Genomic DNA, 21,634 nt, shown 5'->3' with positions numbered 1-21,634 from the left:
TTTTTTTATAAAAATCAGCAACCCGAAATTTCTTTATAATATTCCTGCTTTAACAGGCTCAGCGGGAAGCAATTCAGAAAATGACAAAGATCATTATTTAGATTAAGTCTAAATACCTTGCAAAACTAGATTATGACCTTTACTTTTGCAGCATAATTTAGATTAATTAAAAATAGAATAATGAAAGTTCGTTGTTTGCTCTCGCTTATTTTTCTTCTTATTTCGTTTAGCACATTTGCCCAATCTCCATTAAGCACGCTTGCCGGTGTTGTAAAAGATGAGAACGGCCAGCCGGTTGCTTATGTACCGGTTGCTTTAGAAGGCTCGGTTCTGGGCACTACAACAGATACGGAAGGAAATTTCGAGCTGAAGCAAATAAAAAGTGGCCGTTATTTTCTGCGCGTAGGTGGCATTGGATACAGCCCCGTTAGAATGGAAATTAACCTGGGTGCCGGCGAAGAAAGAAGCCTGGAACTTACACTAAAAGAAAACGGCCGAGCCCTCGATGAAGTAGTAGTTTCGGCAGGCCGTACGCCGGAAGCCTTGGATGAAACGCCTGCTTCCGTACACGTGATCGATCAGCAAACCCTGCGCAACCAGATCAAGATTAACCCGAATATTGCTGCCGTGCTGGCTACTTCAGTTCCTGGCCTGGCACTAAATTCGAATACAACCAGCAACGTGGGCCAGACTTTGCGCGGCCGCAACGTATTGGTAATGGTAGATGGTATTCCGCAATCTACGCCACTACGGGCCGGTAGCCGCGACATTCGCTCCATAGACCCGGAAGCCATTGAGCGCGTGGAAGTTGTAAAAGGCGCCACCGCCATTTATGGCAACGGGGCCGACGGTGGTCTGATCAATTACATCACCAAAAAACCGGATGCTACCAAACCTTTCAGCGCTTATACTTCTATTGCTAATACCGGCATGCTGGTACACCGCAACAACACCATGGGCGGCCGCATAACGCAACAGTTTTCCGGCAAAATAAAACAATTCGATTACCTGACCAGCGGCACGTACGAACAAACCGGCGTTTATAAAGATGCGGAAGGGAAAGTGCTGTCGCCGGTTTACGGCTTAGGCGAAACCCAGATGTATAACGGCTTTTTTAAGGGCGGCTACAACATAACTTCCAACCATCGCGTGGAAGGGATGTACAACTTTTTCGGGAGCCAGCAGGCCAGCCATTATGTAGAAAAGATCGGTAAATATAACCAGTTTCCTACCATCGGGGTTTTAGGTGAACGGAAAGGCGCGCCCGAAGGAACCAAATACAACCACAACGCCCAACTCAAATATATTGCCAGCAACCTGATCGGGAATACCAGCCTGGAAGCCAGCGTTTACACCCAGCGATTCTCTACCATCTACGGCTGGACCTTCTCTCCGACTTCTTTCGCGGGCGGCGGCCAGTCTACCATTAAATCGGATAAGAACGGTGCCCGTTTCAACTTCAATTCACCATTAATGTTTGGCAACCACGTGGAAGGAAATGTGATCTACGGTGCAGATTACCTGAACGATGTAACGTCGCAGCCGCTCGTAGACGGCCGCACCTGGGTTCCGGAAATGGACCTGAAAAACATTGCCCCTTATGCCCAGCTACAATTAAACGTTTATGAAGACTTTATCTTTAAAGCCGGCTACCGTTTCGATAATGTTAAGGTAGATGTGCCTTCTTTCACCCAGGTAAAAAATGAAAATGGCTCCGGCGGTAAATTCATAAACGGCGGTACTATAAAATTCGATGCTTCTACTTTTAATGTAGGTTTGCGCTACGCCGGCCTTGAATATTTCAAACCATTTGTAAGCTATTCGCAAGGTTTTTCTATTATCGACATAGGCCGTTACGTACGTGGCGCTACCGAAGATTACGTAGCTAAAATGGATATTAAGCCGGTGGTGGTTAATAATTACGAAGCCGGTTTCCATAGCAAATTAGGGATCGTTTCCTTCAGCGGTGCTTATTTTATCAGCACTTCCCAACTTGGAGCCAACCTGGTAGCAAATGCCGAAAATACTGCTTACCAGATTCAGCGCGCGCCGGAACACGTGGAAGGTTTTGAAGCCGTAGCCGATGTATTCCTTTCGAAAAAATTCCAGATCGGGGCCAGCATTGCGAAGAGCGAAGGCAAAGCTGACCTGAACAACAACAATAATTTTGAAGACGAGAAAGATGTTTACCTGACGGGTACCCGCATTGCTCCTTTAAAGATCACGGCTTACGTAACAGCCAAACCTACCGAAAAACTATTCCTGAACCTGCAATGGCTGTACTCCGGCGCCCGCGACCGTTTCGAGCCGATCGTAAGCACCGATCCGAAAAAGAACGGCACTTACGGCATTGGGGAAGGTCCGGTACAGGCATTCGATATTTTTAACCTGAGTGCAGCCTACCAGGTTACTGAAAAACTGAGCCTGAACCTTGGGGTAGAAAATATGCTGAATAAAAAATATTACCTGCCTATTGCCTACGCTTATGGCCGCGATGCCGATTATATTCGGGCTAACGGCGCACGTTACCAGTTAGGTGCTTCCTTTAAATGGTAACCTTTTGAAAAAACGAACCAAACGTACTTTTTCCCTGCACCACTGGTGCGGACTGATAGCCGGCATATTTCTGCTGGCTATTAGTGCTTCCGGGGTGGTATTGCTTTTTGAAGAGGAAATAGACCGGTCCATTTACGCGCAGCATTTTACGTTAACGCAGCCGGCCGCAAGTTTGAAGATCGACCGTTCTTTCGAAAAAGTTCGTCTTGAAAATCCGGGTTGGGAAATCAGGATTCCGGAGTTGCCCAAAACGAATACCGAAGCGCTGAAATATGAATTGCGGCAGCAAACGCTGCGAAAATGGATATTCGCTCACCCCGAAACCGGCGTAATTTTACACACCGATCATCGGGCCGAAAACCGGCTTACCCACACTTTTTTGCTGCTGCACTATACCCTTTTTGCCGGCACTTCCGGGAAAATTATGGTACTGCTTTGCGGGTTGGCCTTCCTGGTTCTAACCATAACCGGCTTACTGCTTTACCGCAAATCGCTTCTGAAAGTCCTGCTTTTCCGCCAGAAAATTACACTGCAAAACCGGCGCGCCTTTTTTTCCGGGTTGCACCGCATTGTAGGAGTCTGGAGTTTGCTTTTCAATGTACTCATGAGCGTTTCCGGAATCTGGCTGGGTTACCTGGTAGTTGAAAATACCCTGAAAAAGAAAGATCAGAAAATTGAAAGTCCGGCAGTAAGTGTTTCGATCGATAAAATGCTGCAGCAGGTAAAACAAGCCAATCCGGAATTTGAAGTTACCTATTTGCGGTTTCCGGCCAAAGAAGGCGGTGCCATGCAATTACTTGGTCATTTAAGATCCGATCCGGTAATTTATGGCGAATTTTACAGCAGCCTACAGGCCAATTCCAAAACCGGCGAGATCGAAAAAACGGACCTGTTAAAAAATAAGCCCTGGAATCTGCGACTTGCAAAAATGCTGCAGGTGCTTCATTTCGGTAATTATGCCGGTATTGGTGTAAAAATTTTATATGCCTTTTTTGGTTTAATGCCGGGCTTGCTTTCAGTTTCCGGTTTTGTGATCTGGTTTTACCGGCGCAGGCAGCAGAATATTTCGGTAAAGCAACCGCAGCCAAAAGTTAAAATGGTCTAGCAGTTTTTACCATGAAAAGCATAGCGTTTTGTGCTTAAAAACGCTATGCTTTCGGGCTGAAAAACTCAGGTGCTGATGGGTTGATAACGCGCGCGCATGAACATGAAAACGCCGTAGCAAAACAAACCAAATGCAACCGCCCCTAATAAAAAAGATCCGTACGAAGCTTCTTCCAGAAATTGAAAAGCACTTCCGGTTCCGCCTGCTTCTTTAGGATTGGCATGCATGGCGGCCCGCAGAAATAAATACCCGATCAGGAGCCACACCACGCCCCGCGCCATGTAACCGAATTTGCCCGCCCGGATCATCAGACTTTCGTATTCAGATTTGATTCCCGAGGCCTGCACATTCTTTTTATATTTATCGGAAAGGCCATAATAGATCTGGTAAATTCCAATTATGGCCATTCCCAACGCTACTGCACCTAAAAGCCACTGCCCGAAAGGCTGCGATAATAATTCACTGGCCAATGTCTGACGGCTATCGGAGTTACTCGCAGGTTTGCCCAATACCAATTTAAGCGCATAAATGGCTAAACCGCCATAAACCAAACCACTGAAAAGATAACCGATCCTTCTACCGATTCCCTTTGCGTTCTTACCTTTATTTTCGCTGTCGCGGAGAGCCTGAATAAAGCGCCAGGCCGCGTAAAAAAGTAAGCCGATACCAATTAATGCCAGCATTACTTTGCCCATAGGTTGCTCCAGCACGAACTGAAAAACGCCTTTCTTATCTGCTTCTCTTTCGGAGCTTCCGCGTAATTCGAAGGCCGCCATAAAAGCAAGCATGCCTACCAGACTATAAACAATTCCTTTTGCAATAAGCCCAAACCGGGCAAAACGCTCAACCCACTTGGGCGGCGGACCAGGCACGTAATCGGCAATATCTTTCATGAAAGTGGATTTATTTGTTCCCTTACACGTAAATGCAGCAGCAGGGTTTTTACGTTAAATAAATTGCCAATAGGTAACAGATTCCGGAAATTCGGAACAAAGAGAAACAGGAAAATCTGAAAAAGAATTACGACCCTGCAACGCTGAAGTTGACAAGCTAAAGAATTTACTTTTTTGGAAAAGCAGAATATAAAGACAAAGAATTACTAGTCGGCCATACAATAAAACGGGCAAACCAGCGTAAGAGACAAAGTAACCGGAAGGGATGACCTGGCAGGAATTTTACAAATTTGCGTGAAGCATTTTATATAACAGCATTTTAGCATCAGAAGAAAGAAAACGATCCTTCTTTTCTTCTTTATCACGGAAATTATTTCTTACTTATGCTGGCTGCAGGCTTCGGATAATGGGTAATTATTTTATTTTGCGTAACAATTTGGAAATGAAATAGTGAAATCCTATATTTGCTACGTTTAAAAATATTTAAGCCGAGTGCTTAATAGAAAAAGGTTATTTCCGCTCATAGGGTTTTTTAAAGGGTGAGATATTTGATTTTCTCTTAGCGAGTAACCTTCTTGAAAGTGCACCTCCCCGGTGCACTTTTTTTATTTCCCGGAAAAACGAAGATTAATGTTTTCGGTGTAGGGTTCCAGTGGCGGCGCAGTTTCGAATACCCGCACCAAACCAACGCTTTTCAGATCGTAATAATACCAGAGTTCGGCATAAAAACTTTCGGTTGAGCCGGGGCCGCACTTTACCAGGTAGAGGTCTATTTTACACCAGCCTTTTATCCGGAAATGAATATACTGGCCATGCTCCAACACATAAGCCGCTTTTTCCGCCGATGACAACGCACTAAATTCCAACAGTTTCAGCATAAGAAAACATACGGTTTTGCCGTAAAAGCGAAGAAAATAAAAGGACTACCGCCGGCAGCCCTTTCATCTTTCAGGATCGTAAATATCCTTTTTCAACATTTAATTCAGAAACACCGAGAACATCTCGAAGCGATTGGAAGCAAAGCTCCAGTGCGAATCGGACGGATGAATTTCGGCTCCATTTTTATCTAAAATCGTCAGGGCGTAGCCTTCAGAAATATTAAGCGGTTCAGAAATGTGTTTTACGGCATACACCCGGCCTTCCTCGATCCAAGCCTCGGGCTCGAAGGCCGGCAGCGTATCGTCGATGCACCAGGCATACATGGCCTGGTATTTTGGGGGAACAATTAAATTTACCATATTAAAAAAACTCTTTTGCGCCCCAATTAATTCCCGGAACGCTTAAAAACCATTTTCTACTAAACGCAGTTTTTGCACCCAAAAGTATACCGTTTAGAAAAGCTAATGCAATTATTTTTCCGGAATCGCATGCAGGACTTGTTTATACACCTTCCGTTTTGGACCGAAACCAGCTGCAATTGCAAATAACTGAATAATCCTAAATTTCCGAAGAAGGCGGGCAATATTTGCTGCGTAACTGGCGGTAAAGTTCGCCGGCAAACAACTTCACTTTAATGTAATAGATAGGTGCGTTCAGGTGGCTGGTTTCGCGGTGTTGCTGGCCCAGCATTTGCCGGTAACCAAGTCCGGCACCAATACCAGCCCAACTCCAGACCTTATAATGGGCCGCTACAGAAGGTTCTACCAGGTAAAGCGGTTCGGTTTTGGAACGCAGCAAATTTCCACTGGCGGTATAATGTTCGTTTTTAAGTTTACCAAAACCCGCCTGAAGCGGCAAACTTAACTCCCACTTCGCATTTCTGAGCAACACATATTCTCCGTAAACGGCGCCGTAATGAAACTTTACGCGGGCTTCGGTGGCCGGCTGATCGGCGCTGGCCCCTGGAAACTTGGTAACGAAAGGGTTCCGTAGGAAATAATACCCAATCCCGGTCCGGAATTTATTATGCCATTCTACGCCGGTTTTCAACCCATTCACGCGTATGGGCCCGTTATCGAATAAGGTATAGCGGGTATCGAAATTGAAAACGAAACGGGCTTTTTTATACGCCGGAACGGCCGTAGAATCTGGTGAATCTGGCAATACAGCCGCCTGCAAAACCTGCCATGCGCTGCAAAACAGAACCAACCAAACCATTCCCCACTTCTTGCTCATAAATTTTAACCGGATGATTTTTAGGCTCTACTTTTCAGCCCAAAAACCCTACCATTTTTGCGGGTGCAAAATTACGGGAATAAATCCAGAAAAGCAGGTTAAAATTAATCTTACTTAAAACAGCCAATTCACGCGCACATCCGTACATAATTTTTCCGAAACAGTATCTTTCTTTCATCATAAACCTGAAAAACGATGCAACCCGAAGAAACCGACAAAAACAAAGAAAAGCCTGAAAAACAACCTTTTAATCAGGAAAACCTGGACATGCACAGCAGTAAAGATGCGCAGGAAAGCCAGGGCGGAAAAGGCGGCCGTTCCACCGATACCGATACCAATTCGATGCATGACAGAGGGAACGAGCACAGCATTGCCGGCCGCGAAGATAGTTAAAAACCCAAAAAACAGAACATGGAGCATTCTACTAGAACTTTAACCGTAGATAAAAAAGAAAATTTGTATGCCGTAGCCGATGGCGTTACGGGCATGAAGATCATTTTCGTGAATGTGTATTTTGTGCGCGGCTCCGAAGGGCCAAGCGGTAACTGGGTGCTGGTAGATGCCGGCTTGTACGGTTCGGCGCAGCGCATAAAAAAAGTAGCCGAAGCCCATTTTGGGAAAGATGCCCGTCCGAGCGCCATCATTCTTACGCACGGCCACTTCGACCACGTAGGCGCGCTGAAAGAACTGGCCTTGGAATGGAATGTACCGATCTACGCCAATCACCTGGAAATTCCTTACCTCACTGGTCTTTCGAGCTACCCGCCTCCAGACCCAAGCGTGGGCGGCGGCGCCATGGCTTACATGAGCTTTATGTACCCGAAAAAACCGATCAATGTGGGTGGTTTGGTGCAGCCGTTACCAACCGATGGTTCTGTGCCCGGTTTACCGGAGTGGCGCTGGTTCCATACGCCGGGTCATAGCCCGGGGCACGTATCCTTTTTCCGGGAAAGAGACCGCACGTTGATAGTGGGCGATGCCGTAGTAACGCGCAAACCAGAATCGGCGCTGGCTGTGCTGACGGATGATCCGGAAATTTGTGGCCCGCCAACCTATTTTACGCCTGACTGGGCAGCGGCCCGGCAATCTGTAGAAGCCATTGCGGCTTTGCAACCGAACGTAATTGCCAGCGGCCACGGCGTGCCGATGCGCGGCGAACGCATGCGCGATGAACTGGAAGAACTCGCAAAATATTTTGACCAACTGGCAGTGCCTACCCACGGTCGTTATGTGAATCAACCGGCTGTAATGAACGAACAAGGCGTAATTTCGGTACCGGATGCCGTTTCTACGCCAGCTACCAAAGCGCTGAAAATTGCCGGTTTAATTACCGTGGCAGGTTTGGCAGCTTTTGCAATTTCCCGCCGGAAAAAGAATAATAAAGCAAATTCCGCAGAAAGCCCACTGGATAACCACCCATATTACGGTGAAGAAATGAACCTCTCGGTTTACGGCGAAATTCCGGAAGTGGAAGATAACGAACTGCTGCGTCGCAGTGGCCCGAAACAGCACGAAAATTCTGCCCAACGATATCCGGGAAACCGTGATTTTATACGCCCGGACAGTCCGAGTAACGAATATCCTTAATTAATGTGCTAATTAGTGAATTAGTGAATTTTAAAATCTGGTGATTCGGGATTGCTGGATTCAGTAACAAAAATGGAATAAGGCGCTGGCTGAAAAAACCGGTGGCTTTATTCCATTTTTTCATTTTGGCAGCTTTATCTTGCTGAAAATTTGTTTTAAAACGGTAGGGTTTGGGGCCGAAAAACTACTCTTTGAAAATTTTAACCTCCGAAGCGTTAGCATTTTTATAGCCCCGGAACATTCCGCTGGAATTGAATGGCATCGCAAATTTCCCTTTGCGGTTTAAGGCAATCACGCCGCCTTCGCCGCCGGCTTTTACGAGTTTTTCCAGCACCACTTTTTCAGCCGCTTTCCCTACCGATTTGTGTTTGTATTGCATCAGCGCGGAAATATCGGAGGCAACGGTATAGCGGATAAAATATTCGTCGTGGCCGGTGGCTGAAACAGCGCAGGTCTGGTTGTTGGCATAGGTGCCGGCGCCAATAATAGGTGCATCTCCTACCCGGCCGTAACGCTTGTTGGTCATGCCGCCGGTGGAAGTTGCCGCTGCCAGGTTTCCGTATTTATCTAAAGCTACCGCGCCCACCGTTCCGAATTTCTTTCCTTCCAGTAAAATGGGTAAAGTGCTGCCGGTGGTATCGGAGGAATGATCGAGCTTTTGGTTGTCTTCTTCGCGGGCTTTCTGCAGTTGTTTGTAGCGCGGCTCGGTGTAGAAATATTCCGGCGAAACGATCTCTAATTTTTGTTCCTGCGCAAACTTTTCCGCCCTGCGGCGTACCAGCATTACGTGCGGCGATCTTTCCATAACTGCTCTTGCCGCCGAAACCGGATTGCGGATGGTGCTTACTCCCGCTACAGAACCGGCTTTCAAGGTTGCCCCATCCATGATGGCCGCGTCGAGTTCATTTTTGCCATCGTTGGTGAAAACGGCGCCTTTGCCGGCATTAAAAAGCGGATTATCTTCCATAACGCGAATAGCAGCTTCTACGGCATCGAGACTGGTGCCGCCTTTTTCCAGAACCGCATAACCGGCCGTTAAAGCAGCGTTCAGCCCTTCCTGGTAAGCTTTTTCTTTTTCCGGCGTTAGGTTTTGCTTCGAAATATTACCGGCGCCACCGTGAATTACCAGCGTGATCGGATAGACCTTCTGCGAAAATGCTACCACATTCAGGCTAAAAACGAAGGTACATAGAAGGAAAAGCTGGCGCATATAACAAAAATAAGGGCTGGAAATGTGAGTGAACAAAAACAAATTTAGCCTAAAATTCCATCAGTTTTTAAGGGTAAATCCCTGGCGTTTTTATCAATTGTAATGCAGTAGAGACGCAATACTTTGCGTCTCTACAGATCGAATAAAAAAAGCCGCTCCAAGGTTTTTCCCGGAAGCGGCTTTTGAGTTTTTCACCTGAAATCCCTACCGTTTTGCGAGGCCTTTGCTGAATTTGGCTTGGTAATTTGCTTTTCCCTGATCCAGGAATTTTACGAAGGCGGCGATGTCTAAATTATACGCTACCGGTTCGTTCAGTTTTTCGCCGTCGGGGCCGAGCAGCACGTAGTATGGCTGGGCATTTACGTTGAATTTCGTTACCTGGTAATCGGCGAATTTGCGGCCGATAGTAGTTTTTTCTTTGCCATCGTATTTCGACACGTACTGTTCTTCTTTCGAAAGTTCGGTTTTATCATCTACGTACAAAGCCACCACCACATAATCTTCGCGGAGGCGTTTTAAAACCTGCGGATCGGACCAGACGTTAGCTTCCATTTCGCGACAGTTTACGCAACCATGGCCGGTAAAATCGATGAATATTGGCTTATTTACAGCTTGCGCACATTTCAAAGCCTGGTCCAGATCGAAGTAGCCCTGCAGGCCGTGCGGCAATTCCAGGAAATCGGCATATTTCGGTTTTTCGCAAAGCGCGTTTTCGTTCTGAACCGGTAAAAGCGATGCTTGCTGCGGGCCGGAACTCATATTAAAATCGCGGGAAGTTTGCGGCGGCAGGTAACCGGAAAGGGGCTTTAGCGGCGCACCAAATAAACCCGGAATCAGATACACGACAAAGGCAAAAGAAACCAAAGCCAATAAAACGCGCGGCACACTTACATGCTTCAGTTCGGAATCGTGCGGCAGTTTTAATTTCCCCAGCAAGTAGAAACCCATAAGCGCAAAGATCACAATCCAGAGCGCCAGATACACGTCGCGGTTCAGTAAATTCCAGTGGTAAACCTGGTCGGCGATGCTTAAGAATTTCAGGGCCAAAGCCAGTTCGATAAAACCTAAAACCACCTTCACGGAGTTCAGCCAGCCGCCCGATTTTGGCAAACCGCTCAGCCACGACGGAAAAATGGCGAATAAGGTAAACGGCAGCGCAAAAGCCAGCGAATAGGCAAACATGCCGATGGTTGGTTTCAGAATATCGCCGGAGGCCGAAGCAATTAAAATACTGCCTACAATGGGACCAGTGCAGGAAAACGAAACCAATACCAGCGTAAACGCCATAAAAAACACACCCAGCCAACCACCTTTATCGGCTTGTTTATCTACGCTGGTAAGCCACGAACTCGGTAAGGTAATTTCGAACATGCCTAAGAACGACATGGCAAAAATGAGGAAGATCAGGAAAAATGCTACGTTTGGCAACCAGTGCGTACTCAGGAAATTAGCCGCATCGCCGCCGAAAATACGGGAAACAAGCGTACCGATAATGGTATAAATGGCAATAATGGAAAGGCCGTAAACCACCGCTTTAAAAATACCACTGGCGCGCGAGCCGCTGCTGCCGGTAAAGAAACTCACCGTCATGGGCACCATCGGGAATACGCAGGGCGTGAGCAAAGCTACCAAACCGGAACCAAACGCGATCAGGAAAAATGACCACAGGCTTTCCGGCACCGCCGCTGTTGCAGCAGCAGTGGTTTCGGTGGCACTTACAGCAGTTTTTTCCTCCGAAACTATAGCGTTTTGAGCCGAATCATTGGCTACTTCGGCCTGAACGTTTGTGGCAACGGCGTTATCGGCAGGTGCGGCAGAAGCTGTTAATGAATCGGTTTTTACAACTGGTGTAGCCGCGGTTTGCGCTTTTACGGGTGTTACGCTGCCGGTTTGTTTAGCTGGTTCCGGGGTTGCTGCTGCACCGCTAACTTTTATTTGGTTGAAGGTAAAATCTTCGTTGAAGGGAATGCATTTGCCGTCGGTTTCGGTGCAGGTCTGGTAATCGTAAGTGCCTTTAATAACCGGGTTGGCCTGCAATATTTTTACTTTCTGGCGGAACTGCGCAGTTTTGACAAAGTAGGTATATTCCCCGCCCCAGATATCATCGAATTTCTTCTTCGGGTTTACCGCTTTTATTTTACCGATGATCTCGTAAGCCGGGCTTTTTTTGAATTTAAAAGTCGTTACGGTCGGACCCAAATTCGGATCGAAATCGGAAGAATATAAATACCAGTCCTGGTCTATTGTGGCGTTAAAGATCAGCTCGATCTCCTCCCCTATTTTCACTTCTTTCTTCGAAACATCGAAGCTCCACTTTACAGGTTCCAGAATTTGAGCTTCTGCCGCCACCCGGACAAAAAATGTTAAGAGCAGCAGGAAAAATATGCGGGTTTTCATTTAAAAGGAAATGATTATTAAAAACGCTAAGCCATTGAAAATTAAAAGCAATTACGCACTTTTTCGGCAATTTTGATAGCATTTTTTCAGAATTCCCGAAACCGTTTTCAGCCGCAACACTTTAAAATAACGTAAAGCCTGCCAGTCAATTGTTTGAAATTAACCGGATAACTGTAATTTTGGCTTAGCTTCGGGAATTCCTATTCTCCCGGAATGCTCCATACAAACTATGCTCCTGAATATTCTTATTACCATTTTCCTGGTTTTTCTTAACGGCTTTTTCGTGGCCGCTGAGTTTGCCCTGGTAAAAGTGCGGGCTTCGCAGCTGGAACTCCGCGCCCAGGCCGGAAACAAGCTCGCCGAAGTAGCCCACAAAATGACCCATAAACTGGATGCTTACCTTTCGGCTACGCAGTTGGGTATTACACTGGCTTCTCTTGGTTTGGGTTGGGTTGGCGAAGGCGTGGTTTCCGAAATCATCATTCACCTGATGGAACTGGTGGGCTACAAAGGCACCCCGGAACTGGCACACAGCATTGCCTTACCTATTTCGTTTGCTTTAATTACTGTGCTGCACATTGTTTTCGGAGAATTAGCCCCAAAATCGTTAGCCATTCAGCGGCCGGAATCCACAAGTTTGGCGGTAGCTTATCCCTTAAAATTCTTTTACTTCCTTTTTCAGCCAGCCATCTGGATCCTGAACGGTTTTTCGAATTTTATCCTCCGCCTGATGGGTATTTCGCCGATGCATGGTTCCGAAGTACATACGGCCGCCGAGCTACGTTTACTTTTTGAACAAAGCAAGGAAAGCGGCGAAATAGAAGTTTCGGAGCACGAACTGATCGAGAACGTTTTCCAGTTTTCGGAACGGATGGTAAAGCAGATCATGGTGCCCCGCACCAGCGTTACGGCCCTGGCTATAGATATGCCTACCGAAAAAATAATGGAGCGCATTTTTGCCGAAGGGTTCACCCGCATGCCGGTTTACAAAGAAACCATCGATAATATTGTGGGCGTGCTTTACGTGAAAGACCTGCTGATAAAAATGCGGCAGAATGAAGAAATTGAGCTCGAAAAGCTGATGCGACCGGCTTATTTCGTTCCGGAAACCAAAAAGATCAACCGCCTTTTACAGCAATTCCAGCGCAAACGTTTGCACATGGCCATTGTAACCGATGAGTTTGGCGGCGTGGCCGGCATTGTAACCATAGAAGATATTATGGAAGAACTGGTGGGCGAAATTCAGGATGAATACGATGACGAAAATGCCATTGTAAAGAAAACCTCCGATTTTGAATACCAGCTCGAAGGCTCCGCTTATATCTCCGACGTAAACGAATTCTTGCCTTACCCGCTTCCCGAAGGTGATGATTACGAAACCGTTGGTGGCTTTGTGAACTACATTTTCGGCCACATTCCGGATAAAGAAGAAGCCATGGTTTTTGATGTGTACGATGTGAAGGTGCTCGAGAAATCGGACCGCAAAATTGAACTGGTGCAACTGAGAGTTACCGAAGACAAACGCGACGATATTCTTTAATTAGTGATTAGTTTTTTCACTTAAAACGCTACCGTTTTGCATGAAAAAAGCCAGGCCGCGCGGCCTGGCTTTTTTCATGCAAACAGAGCAAAATTTATTACTTGTTTTTATCAGCTTTCAGCTTAACCGGGATCCAGATTTCTTCTTCCGAATCGGGGTGCTCATTTTTATATTTTTCGCTCAGAATTTCGAAGTGCGGCCGGTTGTCGAGTTCATAAGCAGAATTTGGGAGCCAGTTGGTAAAAATATACTGAAACGTTTGGGCTGCTTCACTTGGTTTTCCTTTATAATTGAAAACGGCGTATGTGCCGGCCGGCAGATCAAACGTTTCCATTCCGGCAGGAACATCTTTAAAATCAGCCACTTCGGTTAATGCCCACTTTTCAAATTCGTTGTGCGGCCGGAAGTTTACAAAATGATCGGGCCGATATACTTGCAAAGAATAAAGATCAGTATCAATATTATTCCTGATTTCCTTCCGGTGGAGCATGAAGTTGCGCCAAAGTTCAGCGGTTTTATTTTCGGCCAGCGACATGGTTTTGTGCAGGCCGATGAGTTTTTTACCGGTAATTGTTTCTATTCGCGGAATCATTGAAAAATAAAGCTTAAAATTTATTGAATATCGGGAATAATAACATCTCAGAAAATCGTGCAGGAAAGGTAGAATTTTTTAAGAATTCCGAAATGCATAAAATAAAAAAGCCAGACCAACAGGCCTGACTTTTTTACTATAAAAACATACCGTTTTCCGGCAATTAATTCGTTTCCAGGATCTGGAAAAGCTCGTTCAGTTTCGGGGTTAAGATAATTTCGGTACGGCGGTTTTTCTGACGGGCTTCGGCGGTTTTAGCTGCTTCCAAAGGCACGTTGTCGGCGCGGCCGCTTGGCGTAATGCGGGCACCCGGGAAACCGGCGTCTGCCAGGATACGGGTAATTTCTGTGGCGCGTAAAACGCTCAGGTCCCAGTTATCTTTAATGCCGCCCGAAGCTTTGCTGATCGGCACATCGTCGGTGTGGCCTTCTACTACCACGTTCACTTCATCCTGATCTTTCAGAGCTTTGGCCAGTTTCTGCAACGCATCTTCACCTTTTTTATCTACTTTGGTGCTGCCCGATTTAAACAGCAATTGCTCCGAAAGCGAAACGTAAACTTTGCCGTTTTTTACGTTCACGGTCAGGTCTTTGGAATTGAAGCCGAGCAAAGCATTGTTCACTTTGTTTTTCAGGTTGGCTACCGCTTTGTCTTTTTCGTCCAGAATGCGCTGCAGTTCTTTCAGTTTTTCTTCGCGGGCTTTCAGATCGGTGCTTAACTGGTCTATCTGGCCTTTGCTTTTGTTTAAAGAGGCATCCAGGGCTTTCATTTCAGCTTCGCGGCGCGCCAGGTCACCGGAAAGTTTGCTGGTTTCGGAAGCACTGTTGGCCAGCAGTTTTTCGTGGTTTTTGTTCAGGCGGTCGTAAGTATTGTTCAGGTCATTATAAAGCTGCTTGGTTTTGCGCAGAATTATGCCGGTCTGAATAGAATCGGCTACCAGTTTATTGTTGCTTTTGGTCAGTTCGGCGTAAAGCTCGTCTAAATTTTTCTTATCAGCCTGAAGTTTCGCCAGGCTGTTATCGCATTCGGCCTTTTCGCGTTCCAGGTTCATTTTCTGGCTCAGTAGGTCGTCGTATTTTTTAGACGCTACGCAACCCGAAAGCAGGGCGCCGCCCAGTAAAAACGTGCAGGCGCTTCGTACAAAAGTTGTGTTCATAAGTATTGATAAATGAAAGAGTATTGCTCACAAATATAATTAAAAACCTGTACGGGGCGCAAAAATCTGTACTGCATAAAACGGTAGGTTTTCTGGCGCAAAAACTAAATGCACTTTTAAAAACAAGGTTTACCGTACAGAATTACGGTTTTTATTCCGCATAATTACCATTCAGCCCAAAACTACGGCGGAACATATTCCGGAAATTATGGCGGGTAAATTTTTACAGCTATATTTGCGCAAAATTTCGGAGCCGAATTCAATTCCTAAAACTCTTTTATACAATCTAATGAACCACGATAATATTGTTTCCCTGTTGGGCAAAGACGGCGAGAGCCTGTTAACGCACGAGTGTAAAACGATCTCCAAGGATATGCTGCACCTGCCGGGTCCGGATTTCGTAGACCGCGTTTTTGGTCAGAGCAACCGCACGCCGCAAGTGCTGCGTAACTTAGGTCAGCTTTACAATACCGGCCGTTTGGCTGGTACCGGTTATTTATCAATTCTGCCGGTTGACCAGGGCATTGAGCACACTGCCGGTGCTTCTTTCGCGCCAAACCCGATTTATTTCGATCCGGAAAACATTATTAAACTGGCTATTGAAGGTGGTTGCAACGCCGTGGCTACTACTTATGGTAACCTTGCCATGATGAGCCGTAAATACGCGCACAAAATTCCTTTCGTAGTAAAAATCAACCACAACGAGTTGTTAACTTATCCGAACAAATTCGACCAGATCATGTTTGGTTCTGTTGAAGAAGCCTGGAACTTAGGTGCTGCTGCGGTTGGTGCTACTATCTATTTCGGTTCTGAAGAATCTTCCCGTCAGATCATCGAGGTTGCTGAAGCTTTCGAAAGAGCGCACCAGTTGGGTATGGCTACTATTCTGTGGTGCTATGCGCGTAACAATGCGTTCAAAAAAGACGGCGTAGATTACCACGTTGCTTCCGATATCACGGCTCAGGCGAACCACTTAGGCGTAACCATCCAGGCCGATATCATCAAGCAGAAATTACCAGAGAACAACGGTGGTTTCAAAGCGATCAACTTCGCGAAGTCACACCCTGCTATGTACGATAAACTTTCTTCTGACAACCCAATTGACCTGACCCGTTACCAGGTGGCTAACTGCTACATGGGCCGCGCCGGTCTTATCAACTCTGGTGGTGAGTCTAAAGGTGAATCGGATCTGGCAGATGCAGTACGCACGGCGGTAGTTAACAAACGTGCCGGTGGTATGGGCTTAATTTCAGGCCGCAAAGCATTCCAGAAAGACATGAAAGTTGGTGTTGAGTTACTGAACGCCATTCAGGATGTTTACCTGGACAACCAGATCACGGTAGCGTAAGTATTTGCTTTGTTGCAAAATACGCATTTAGTATAAACAGAACGGCCGGTTGCGGTGCCCGAAAAAAAGGCGAAGCAACCGGCCGTTTTTTCATTTTTAGTCGTTAATTTTACGGCTCGCTTTTTTTTGAAATTGATTTTGGTACTGCGCCTGGCGCTTAACGAATATATTGTATGTCTTGGTTTAAACGCGTAGAAAAAGGGATCATAACCCCCACCGAAGGGAAAAAAGAAACGCCGGAAGGCCTGTGGTACAAATGCCCGAGCTGCAAAACGGTAACCAATACCGCCGAGCACCGCAAGCACATGTACACGTGCCCAAGCTGCAACCACCACGACCGCATCGATTCAGCCGAATATTTCGAGATCCTTTTCGACGACAACAAGTTTGAAGAACTGGACCCGAACTTAACTTCTGCCGACCCGCTGGAATTTGTGGACACGCAGGCTTACCCGAGCCGTATTGCCATTACGCAGCGCAAAACGCATTTAAAAGATGCCGTACGCAGCGCCCACGGTAAAATGAACGGCGTAGACCTGGTAGTTTCCTGCATGGATTTTAAATTCATTGGTGGTTCTATGGGTTCGGTAGTAGGCGAAAAAATTGCCCGCGCTATTGACTATGCCCGCACCCACCGCATCCCGTTCCTGATGATCTCGAAATCGGGTGGCGCGCGTATGATGGAAGCTGGTTTCTCGCTGATGCAGATGGCCAAAACTTCCGCGAAACTGGCTTTGCTGGCTAACGCGAAGGTTCCTTATATTTCGTTACTGACCGACCCAACGACGGGTGGCGTTACTGCTTCTTATGCCATGCTCGGCGATTTCAATATTTCGGAACCGGGTGCTTTAATTGGTTTTGCTGGCCCGCGCGTTATTAAAGAAACCATTGGTAAAGACCTGCCAAAAGGTTTCCAGAGCGCCGAATTCGTTTTAGAGCACGGTTTCCTCGATTTTATTGTAGACCGCAAGCAACTGAAACAGCAATTAACCGACCTGCTTACCATGCTGCAACCGGAAGGAAACGCAGAAATGGCTGAAACTGAAACGGTAGGCAAAAAGACCAAAAAAGTAAAATAGATGTCAAAACCTCCCTGAAAAACGGTAGGCTTTTAAAGCAAAAAACCGGACAGTGTAAAAGCTGCCCGGTTTTTTTATGCCTTTTCCGAAATCAGAATTTATAAACTAACTGGATGTTGGAAAGTGGGAAATAGCGAAGGTTATAATTCTCAAATGTATTAGTCCTTATTTTTTCTGTTTTTCCATTTGTTCCGTCATTGGAAACAGTAAATTCATTATGCTCATCTCTATTTTTAGAATATCTGAAAGCAATAGTAGTTTCTGTAGCTAAGTATAATTTAGTGTGTAAATTTAGTCGAAAGCCCGCGAAATGCTGTAATAAGTAATTAACCGAATTATGATTGGTATGATTAGGATATAATATGACCTGATTAAGTGGGAGATTATTTTGAAAATTTGAAAATTTAGTCTTTTTAGATATTTTGTAAGAACTTATTCCAAGCTCAGCACCATAATAAAAATTCCATCGCTTGCTCAAAGGCTTTTGCCATTCGTAGCCAATCATTGTTTGCCACGAACTTTCAGTAGTTTCATCAAAAAATTCTCCATAATTATTATTTCCAAAATCGCTAACGGTCCTGTTATAAAATCCTATTGCCGAAAATCGCAAAGCTTGATCTGATTTAACCTGACGTTTGTAAATTAAACCTACTGGTAACGATTGATTGGCTGTAAAGATTTTCTCTAAACGCGGTTTGGCAATTATACCAAGATGATTTTGTGTTTCAGTAGAGTCGGAGAACTGTGCGAAAGCGGTCGTACTTAAACCCAGAAACGCTAAAGCAAACAGAAGTTTATTTTTCATAAATAGATTAGAGTTGAATATTTGCGCCAAATTAACAATTCTTTTTTTGTTAGAAACACAGGAAAGTTTAAACGTTCTGCAAAACGCTATGCTTTTGCCCTTCAAAACTGCCTTTTACGCTTAACCGATTTTTTTTAAAATTTAAACTACTGAAAATCAGCAACCAACTATTAAACACAAGAAACAATATTCAATTTTCTATATAAGGGTAAACATTTTGGCACGATATTGAGTATGTTTAGCGAATAAACATTGCTATTAAAAACCTAATAACCCACAAACATGAAAATTCTGAAAGTTTATCTGTCCTTGTTCTTAGCTGTAATGATGGCCTTCTCGGCCTGTAAATCTAGCAAAGATACCATGCCAACCGGCGGCGACAGCACATATCAAAATGAGCCTGAAAAGAAAGGCATGAGCAAAACTGCTAAAGGTGGTATTATTGGTGCCGGTAGCGGTGCGGTTGTGGGCGGTATTATTGGCAAAATGGCTGGCAACACGGCTGCAGGCGCTATTATTGGCGCTGCCGTTGGTGGTTCGGCCGGTGCTGTAATTGGTCGCCGTATGGATAAGCAAGCTGAAGAATTACAGCGCGACATGAAAGGTGCTAAAGTAGAGCGCGTTGGCGAAGGTATCAAGATCACTTTCGATTCCGGTATCCTGTTCGCAACTAACTCTGCCGAGCTGCGCCCACAGTCACAGGCTGATATCCGCACGCTGGCTGCTACTCTTAAAAAATACGGCGATACTAACGTAATTATTGAAGGCCACACCGATAATACTGGTTCTGATGCTATCAACCAGCCTTTATCTGAAAGAAGAGCGCAATCTGTAGCCAACTATACCATTGCACAAGGCGTTGAACCATCCCGTATTTCTACCCAGGGTTTCGGTTCTTCTAAACCGGTTGCCGACAACACGACCGAAGCTGGTAAACAAGCGAACCGCCGTGTAGAGATCGCAATTTTCGCAAACGAAAAACTGAAAAAAGCAGCCGAACGTGGCGATATTAAATAAGCTGATTCAGCAATAATGCTTTAAAAAGCCGTTCCGGAATTTATCTGGAACGGCTTTTTTTTTCGCCTGAAATCAAACCACATAAATATTAAAAAAACTACTCCCAGCCATCTGAAACATTGTTTTTCATGCAGCAAAACACCGCTTTAGAAAGGGCAGAAAAAGACCAGTTCTAAAGTTTGGCATAGCGCTTGCCTATTGCCGGTACAGGAAGTAGGCTCAAAAATCATAAATGCCGCTTCCTGATTTGTAAAACGAAAACGCTGAATTATGAAAACGTTAAGAACTTATGTCGCAATTTTACTGGCAACAGTTTTTATGATCACTTCGGGCTATGCCCAGACCAGCACTAAAAAGCCAATGAAGAAAACCACGAAAGGCGGCCTGATCGGTGCAGCAGCAGGTGGTATTATTGGCGGCGTGGTTGGTAAGAAAACCGGAAATACTGCCGCCGGCGTTATTGTGGGTGCAGCAGTTGGCGGTGCCGCCGGCGCTATTATTGGCCGAAGAATGGATAAGCAGGCCGAAGAACTGAAACGCGAAATGGAAGGAGCTACGGTAGAACGCGTTGGCGAAGGCATTAAAATTACCTTCGATTCCGGCATCCTGTTCGCAACTAACTCTTCGCAGCTAAGCTATACTGCCCAGAATAATATTGCCGAACTGGCTAAAACCCTCAAAAAATACGGCGATACCAATGTACTGATCCAGGGCCACACCGATGCTACCGGTACTGCCAGCTATAACCAATCGTTATCGGTGCGCCGGGCCAATTCGGTTAGCGCTTATACCACTACCCAGGGCGTTGCGGCAAACCGCATAACCACGCAGGGCTTTGGCGAAAGCATGCCGGTAGCCAGCAACAACAATGAAGCCGGTAAACAAGCCAACCGCCGCGTAGAAATTGCCATTTATGCCAACGAAAAACTGAAAAAAGCCGCCGAAAAAGGCCAGATATAATGTGTAGTTTAATTGTTAAAAGTGAATGTTAGAATAAGGCTGCTTCCGGATGGGAGCAGCTTTTTTTACGTCTTTACTTTTTCGGCCCCAAAGCATAGCGTTTTTTAATTTTCTACGTTTATCTTTAGAGCATTATGAAGCAGCCACTTTCCCCCCGTATTTCCATAGCGTTCTGCGCAGCCATGTTGTTTCTGGTCTTTTCCTGCGAAAGCAAAAAGCCCGGTAAAATTACTGCCCCCCAGGAATTTAACCCGGTAGAAGAAGTACCCGATAAAACGGCTGTAAAAGTAGATTCCGTGCAGGAAGAAGCAGAACCGGAAATGCCGGAAATTTCAGAAACCAAAGCGGCCCGTAAACCCATGCCCACGGCAGCAGAACTGAAAGCAGTTTCCCCGGACCTGGAAGCTAAACGCGCTTTGAATAACGATGCCATGAAAGCCGCGCAGATGAAACCAGATGCTTTTATAGCTTACATGAAAACCCGGATCCCGTATTACAAGGGCAAAGGTAACTTAAAAGCCGAAAACGATATGGTGCGCATCCGGATCAGTAAAACGGAAATGAAAATTGAAACTGTGAAAGGCTCGCAGACTTTTCCGATGCAATAAACTAGCGTTTTTTACTTCGGAATTTGCGGCGGAGCAACACGTAGAGCATGGTAATAAACCCGCCCAACGTTGCCAGAAACATATCTTTCTGCGAATCCCAGACATCGCCCTGCGCACCAATAAATTGCATGCCCAGCTTCGGAAAAAACACATCGGCTACGAGCCATTCCACAATTTCGTAAAACGCGCTCAGAGAAAGGGCCAATTCTACCGGAATAAGATAAAGCGGCCAGTTTCGCTGCCCGAAAACCTTATACAGCACTTCCTGCATAGGATAAGCCAGCAAAAACCCAAAACTGAAATGCACAATGCGGTCGTAATGATTGCGGCTGGTGCCAAACTGTTCCTGCAACCAGAAACCGAAGGGATTTTTGGCATACGCGTTCTGGCTGCCGTATAAATGCAACAGCAGAAAAAGCAAGATCAGCGTGTAGGTAGTATTGCTGAAAGGCAGTTTCCGATAGAAATAAATAAGCAAAACCACGGCCGGAATAGTGAGCGAATTTTCGAGCGTCCAATTTATAAAATCGGTGGCGGTGGCGCCGGTAAAAAGCCAGAAAAGTATAAAAATGGCGAGGTGCATTTTCAGCAAGAGGTTTTGCCGGAAAGGCTGCGGCGCCGGATAATCGGGGTCAGGAAAAAGGGAGGCCAGGCGAAATGCCATTG

At 45.9% G+C, this 21,634-nt stretch carries 20 protein-coding genes; 10 read left to right on the top strand and 10 right to left on the bottom strand.

Annotated features, from left to right (window positions below):
* Positions 1-180 precede the first annotated feature (180 nt).
* Positions 181-2,556, top strand: a complete 2,376-nt coding sequence (locus ACFPIB_RS12490; protein ID WP_378017797.1) for a TonB-dependent receptor — start codon at positions 181-183, stop codon at positions 2,554-2,556.
* Between the two features lie 4 nt (positions 2,557-2,560).
* Positions 2,561-3,661 carry a PepSY-associated TM helix domain-containing protein gene (locus tag ACFPIB_RS12485; protein ID WP_378017796.1) on the top strand — a complete coding sequence of 367 codons (1,101 nt, stop codon included), beginning with the start codon at positions 2,561-2,563 and terminating at the stop codon, positions 3,659-3,661.
* 65 nt (positions 3,662-3,726) lie between these two features.
* On the opposite strand, the gene ACFPIB_RS12480 is transcribed toward ACFPIB_RS12485, so the two are convergent.
* The 4 genes from ACFPIB_RS12480 to ACFPIB_RS12465 form a co-directional block, all read right to left on the bottom strand.
* Positions 3,727-4,554, bottom strand: coding sequence for a DUF1206 domain-containing protein (locus tag ACFPIB_RS12480; RefSeq protein WP_378017795.1), 828 nt, complete (start codon positions 4,552-4,554; stop codon positions 3,727-3,729).
* Between the two features lie 605 nt (positions 4,555-5,159).
* Positions 5,160-5,432 (bottom strand): hypothetical protein, encoded by a 273-nt coding sequence (locus ACFPIB_RS12475; protein WP_378017794.1) that lies wholly within the window; start codon positions 5,430-5,432, stop codon positions 5,160-5,162.
* Between the two features lie 99 nt (positions 5,433-5,531).
* Positions 5,532-5,792: a hypothetical protein gene (locus ACFPIB_RS12470; RefSeq protein WP_378017793.1), complete on the bottom strand. Its 261-nt coding sequence runs from the start codon at positions 5,790-5,792 to the stop codon at positions 5,532-5,534.
* Between the two features lie 199 nt (positions 5,793-5,991).
* Positions 5,992-6,669, bottom strand: coding sequence for a hypothetical protein (locus ACFPIB_RS12465; protein ID WP_378017792.1), 678 nt, complete (start codon positions 6,667-6,669; stop codon positions 5,992-5,994).
* Between the two features lie 195 nt (positions 6,670-6,864).
* On the opposite strand from ACFPIB_RS12465, the gene ACFPIB_RS12460 reads away from it, so the two are divergent.
* On the top strand, positions 6,865-7,062 hold the full coding sequence (locus ACFPIB_RS12460; protein ID WP_378017791.1) for a hypothetical protein: 198 nt from the start codon (positions 6,865-6,867) through the stop codon (positions 7,060-7,062).
* Between the two features lie 18 nt (positions 7,063-7,080).
* Positions 7,081-8,256: an MBL fold metallo-hydrolase gene (locus ACFPIB_RS12455; protein WP_378017790.1), complete on the top strand. Its 1,176-nt coding sequence runs from the start codon at positions 7,081-7,083 to the stop codon at positions 8,254-8,256.
* Positions 8,257-8,440: 184 nt separating this feature from the next.
* Here the strand turns inward: ACFPIB_RS12455 and ACFPIB_RS12450 are convergent, their stop codons facing one another.
* Positions 8,441-9,466 carry an isoaspartyl peptidase/L-asparaginase family protein gene (locus tag ACFPIB_RS12450; RefSeq protein ID WP_378017789.1) on the bottom strand — a complete coding sequence of 342 codons (1,026 nt, stop codon included), beginning with the start codon at positions 9,464-9,466 and terminating at the stop codon, positions 8,441-8,443.
* A 204-nt stretch (positions 9,467-9,670) separates the two neighbouring features.
* Positions 9,671-11,863 carry a protein-disulfide reductase DsbD family protein gene (locus ACFPIB_RS12445; RefSeq protein WP_378017788.1) on the bottom strand — a complete coding sequence of 731 codons (2,193 nt, stop codon included), beginning with the start codon at positions 11,861-11,863 and terminating at the stop codon, positions 9,671-9,673.
* 229 nt (positions 11,864-12,092) lie between these two features.
* Here ACFPIB_RS12445 and ACFPIB_RS12440 point away from each other — a divergent pair, with 229 nt between their 5' ends.
* The gene (locus ACFPIB_RS12440) at positions 12,093-13,403 is read left to right on the top strand and encodes a hemolysin family protein (protein ID WP_378017787.1); all 1,311 of its coding nucleotides are present in this window, start codon (positions 12,093-12,095) and stop codon (positions 13,401-13,403) included.
* 97 nt (positions 13,404-13,500) lie between these two features.
* Here ACFPIB_RS12440 and ACFPIB_RS12435 read toward each other — a convergent pair whose 3' ends face one another.
* Both ACFPIB_RS12435 and ACFPIB_RS12430 read right to left on the bottom strand, forming a co-directional pair.
* A complete protein-coding gene (locus ACFPIB_RS12435) occupies positions 13,501-13,995 on the bottom strand; it encodes a GyrI-like domain-containing protein (RefSeq protein WP_378017786.1) in 495 nt (164 codons plus the stop codon).
* A gap of 163 nt (positions 13,996-14,158) precedes the next feature.
* Positions 14,159-15,151, bottom strand: a complete 993-nt coding sequence (locus ACFPIB_RS12430; protein WP_378017785.1) for an OmpA family protein — start codon at positions 15,149-15,151, stop codon at positions 14,159-14,161.
* A gap of 289 nt (positions 15,152-15,440) precedes the next feature.
* Here ACFPIB_RS12430 and ACFPIB_RS12425 point away from each other — a divergent pair, with 289 nt between their 5' ends.
* Both ACFPIB_RS12425 and accD read left to right on the top strand, forming a co-directional pair.
* On the top strand, positions 15,441-16,499 hold the full coding sequence (locus tag ACFPIB_RS12425) for a class I fructose-bisphosphate aldolase (RefSeq protein WP_378017784.1): 1,059 nt from the start codon (positions 15,441-15,443) through the stop codon (positions 16,497-16,499).
* Between the two features lie 173 nt (positions 16,500-16,672).
* Positions 16,673-17,578: an acetyl-CoA carboxylase, carboxyltransferase subunit beta gene (gene accD, locus ACFPIB_RS12420; RefSeq protein ID WP_378017783.1), complete on the top strand. Its 906-nt coding sequence runs from the start codon at positions 16,673-16,675 to the stop codon at positions 17,576-17,578.
* A 91-nt stretch (positions 17,579-17,669) separates the two neighbouring features.
* Here the strand turns inward: accD and ACFPIB_RS12415 are convergent, their stop codons facing one another.
* Positions 17,670-18,383 (bottom strand): hypothetical protein, encoded by a 714-nt coding sequence (locus ACFPIB_RS12415; protein ID WP_378017782.1) that lies wholly within the window; start codon positions 18,381-18,383, stop codon positions 17,670-17,672.
* A gap of 327 nt (positions 18,384-18,710) precedes the next feature.
* On the opposite strand from ACFPIB_RS12415, the gene ACFPIB_RS12410 reads away from it, so the two are divergent.
* From ACFPIB_RS12410 to ACFPIB_RS12400, 3 genes are all read left to right on the top strand, one after another.
* Positions 18,711-19,400, top strand: a complete 690-nt coding sequence (locus tag ACFPIB_RS12410; protein WP_465251498.1) for a YiaD family glycine zipper/OmpA-like lipoprotein — start codon at positions 18,711-18,713, stop codon at positions 19,398-19,400.
* Positions 19,401-19,670: 270 nt separating this feature from the next.
* Positions 19,671-20,360 (top strand): YiaD family glycine zipper/OmpA-like lipoprotein, encoded by a 690-nt coding sequence (locus tag ACFPIB_RS12405; protein ID WP_378017780.1) that lies wholly within the window; start codon positions 19,671-19,673, stop codon positions 20,358-20,360.
* A 134-nt stretch (positions 20,361-20,494) separates the two neighbouring features.
* Positions 20,495-20,968, top strand: a complete 474-nt coding sequence (locus tag ACFPIB_RS12400; RefSeq protein WP_378017779.1) for a hypothetical protein — start codon at positions 20,495-20,497, stop codon at positions 20,966-20,968.
* A 1-nt stretch (position 20,969) separates the two neighbouring features.
* Here ACFPIB_RS12400 and ACFPIB_RS12395 read toward each other — a convergent pair whose 3' ends face one another.
* On the bottom strand, positions 20,970-21,632 hold the full coding sequence (locus ACFPIB_RS12395) for a DUF2238 domain-containing protein (protein ID WP_378017778.1): 663 nt from the start codon (positions 21,630-21,632) through the stop codon (positions 20,970-20,972).
* Positions 21,633-21,634 lie beyond the last annotated feature (2 nt).

Source organism: Adhaeribacter terreus, assembly GCF_042657365.1.
GTDB classification, from domain to species: Bacteria; Bacteroidota; Bacteroidia; order Cytophagales; family Hymenobacteraceae; genus Adhaeribacter_A; species Adhaeribacter_A terreus.
The sequence above is the reverse complement of the archived record's forward strand: the minus strand, read 5'-3'. Positions and strand labels throughout refer to the sequence as shown.

What these genes read in the sequence shown, in the direction of transcription:
- ACFPIB_RS12490 (WP_378017797.1), top strand. Translation starts at nt 181, where the DNA reads ATGAAAGTTCGTTGTTTGCTCTCGCTTATTTTTCTTCTTATTTCGTTT.
- ACFPIB_RS12480 (WP_378017795.1), bottom strand. Translation starts at nt 4,554, where the DNA reads ATGAAAGATATTGCCGATTACGTGCCTGGTCCGCCGCCCAAGTGGGTT.
- ACFPIB_RS12475 (WP_378017794.1), bottom strand. Translation starts at nt 5,432, where the DNA reads ATGCTGAAACTGTTGGAATTTAGTGCGTTGTCATCGGCGGAAAAAGCG.
- ACFPIB_RS12470 (WP_378017793.1), bottom strand. Translation starts at nt 5,792, where the DNA reads ATGGTAAATTTAATTGTTCCCCCAAAATACCAGGCCATGTATGCCTGG.
- ACFPIB_RS12465 (WP_378017792.1), bottom strand. Translation starts at nt 6,669, where the DNA reads ATGAGCAAGAAGTGGGGAATGGTTTGGTTGGTTCTGTTTTGCAGCGCA.
- ACFPIB_RS12460 (WP_378017791.1), top strand. Translation starts at nt 6,865, where the DNA reads ATGCAACCCGAAGAAACCGACAAAAACAAAGAAAAGCCTGAAAAACAA.
- ACFPIB_RS12455 (WP_378017790.1), top strand. Translation starts at nt 7,081, where the DNA reads ATGGAGCATTCTACTAGAACTTTAACCGTAGATAAAAAAGAAAATTTG.
- ACFPIB_RS12450 (WP_378017789.1), bottom strand. Translation starts at nt 9,466, where the DNA reads ATGCGCCAGCTTTTCCTTCTATGTACCTTCGTTTTTAGCCTGAATGTG.
- ACFPIB_RS12445 (WP_378017788.1), bottom strand. Translation starts at nt 11,863, where the DNA reads ATGAAAACCCGCATATTTTTCCTGCTGCTCTTAACATTTTTTGTCCGG.
- ACFPIB_RS12440 (WP_378017787.1), top strand. Translation starts at nt 12,093, where the DNA reads ATGCTCCTGAATATTCTTATTACCATTTTCCTGGTTTTTCTTAACGGC.
- ACFPIB_RS12435 (WP_378017786.1), bottom strand. Translation starts at nt 13,995, where the DNA reads ATGATTCCGCGAATAGAAACAATTACCGGTAAAAAACTCATCGGCCTG.
- ACFPIB_RS12430 (WP_378017785.1), bottom strand. Translation starts at nt 15,151, where the DNA reads ATGAACACAACTTTTGTACGAAGCGCCTGCACGTTTTTACTGGGCGGC.
- ACFPIB_RS12425 (WP_378017784.1), top strand. Translation starts at nt 15,441, where the DNA reads ATGAACCACGATAATATTGTTTCCCTGTTGGGCAAAGACGGCGAGAGC.
- accD (WP_378017783.1), top strand. Translation starts at nt 16,673, where the DNA reads ATGTCTTGGTTTAAACGCGTAGAAAAAGGGATCATAACCCCCACCGAA.
- ACFPIB_RS12415 (WP_378017782.1), bottom strand. Translation starts at nt 18,383, where the DNA reads ATGAAAAATAAACTTCTGTTTGCTTTAGCGTTTCTGGGTTTAAGTACG.
- ACFPIB_RS12410 (WP_465251498.1), top strand. Translation starts at nt 18,711, where the DNA reads ATGGCCTTCTCGGCCTGTAAATCTAGCAAAGATACCATGCCAACCGGC.
- ACFPIB_RS12405 (WP_378017780.1), top strand. Translation starts at nt 19,671, where the DNA reads ATGAAAACGTTAAGAACTTATGTCGCAATTTTACTGGCAACAGTTTTT.
- ACFPIB_RS12400 (WP_378017779.1), top strand. Translation starts at nt 20,495, where the DNA reads ATGAAGCAGCCACTTTCCCCCCGTATTTCCATAGCGTTCTGCGCAGCC.
- ACFPIB_RS12395 (WP_378017778.1), bottom strand. Translation starts at nt 21,632, where the DNA reads ATGGCATTTCGCCTGGCCTCCCTTTTTCCTGACCCCGATTATCCGGCG.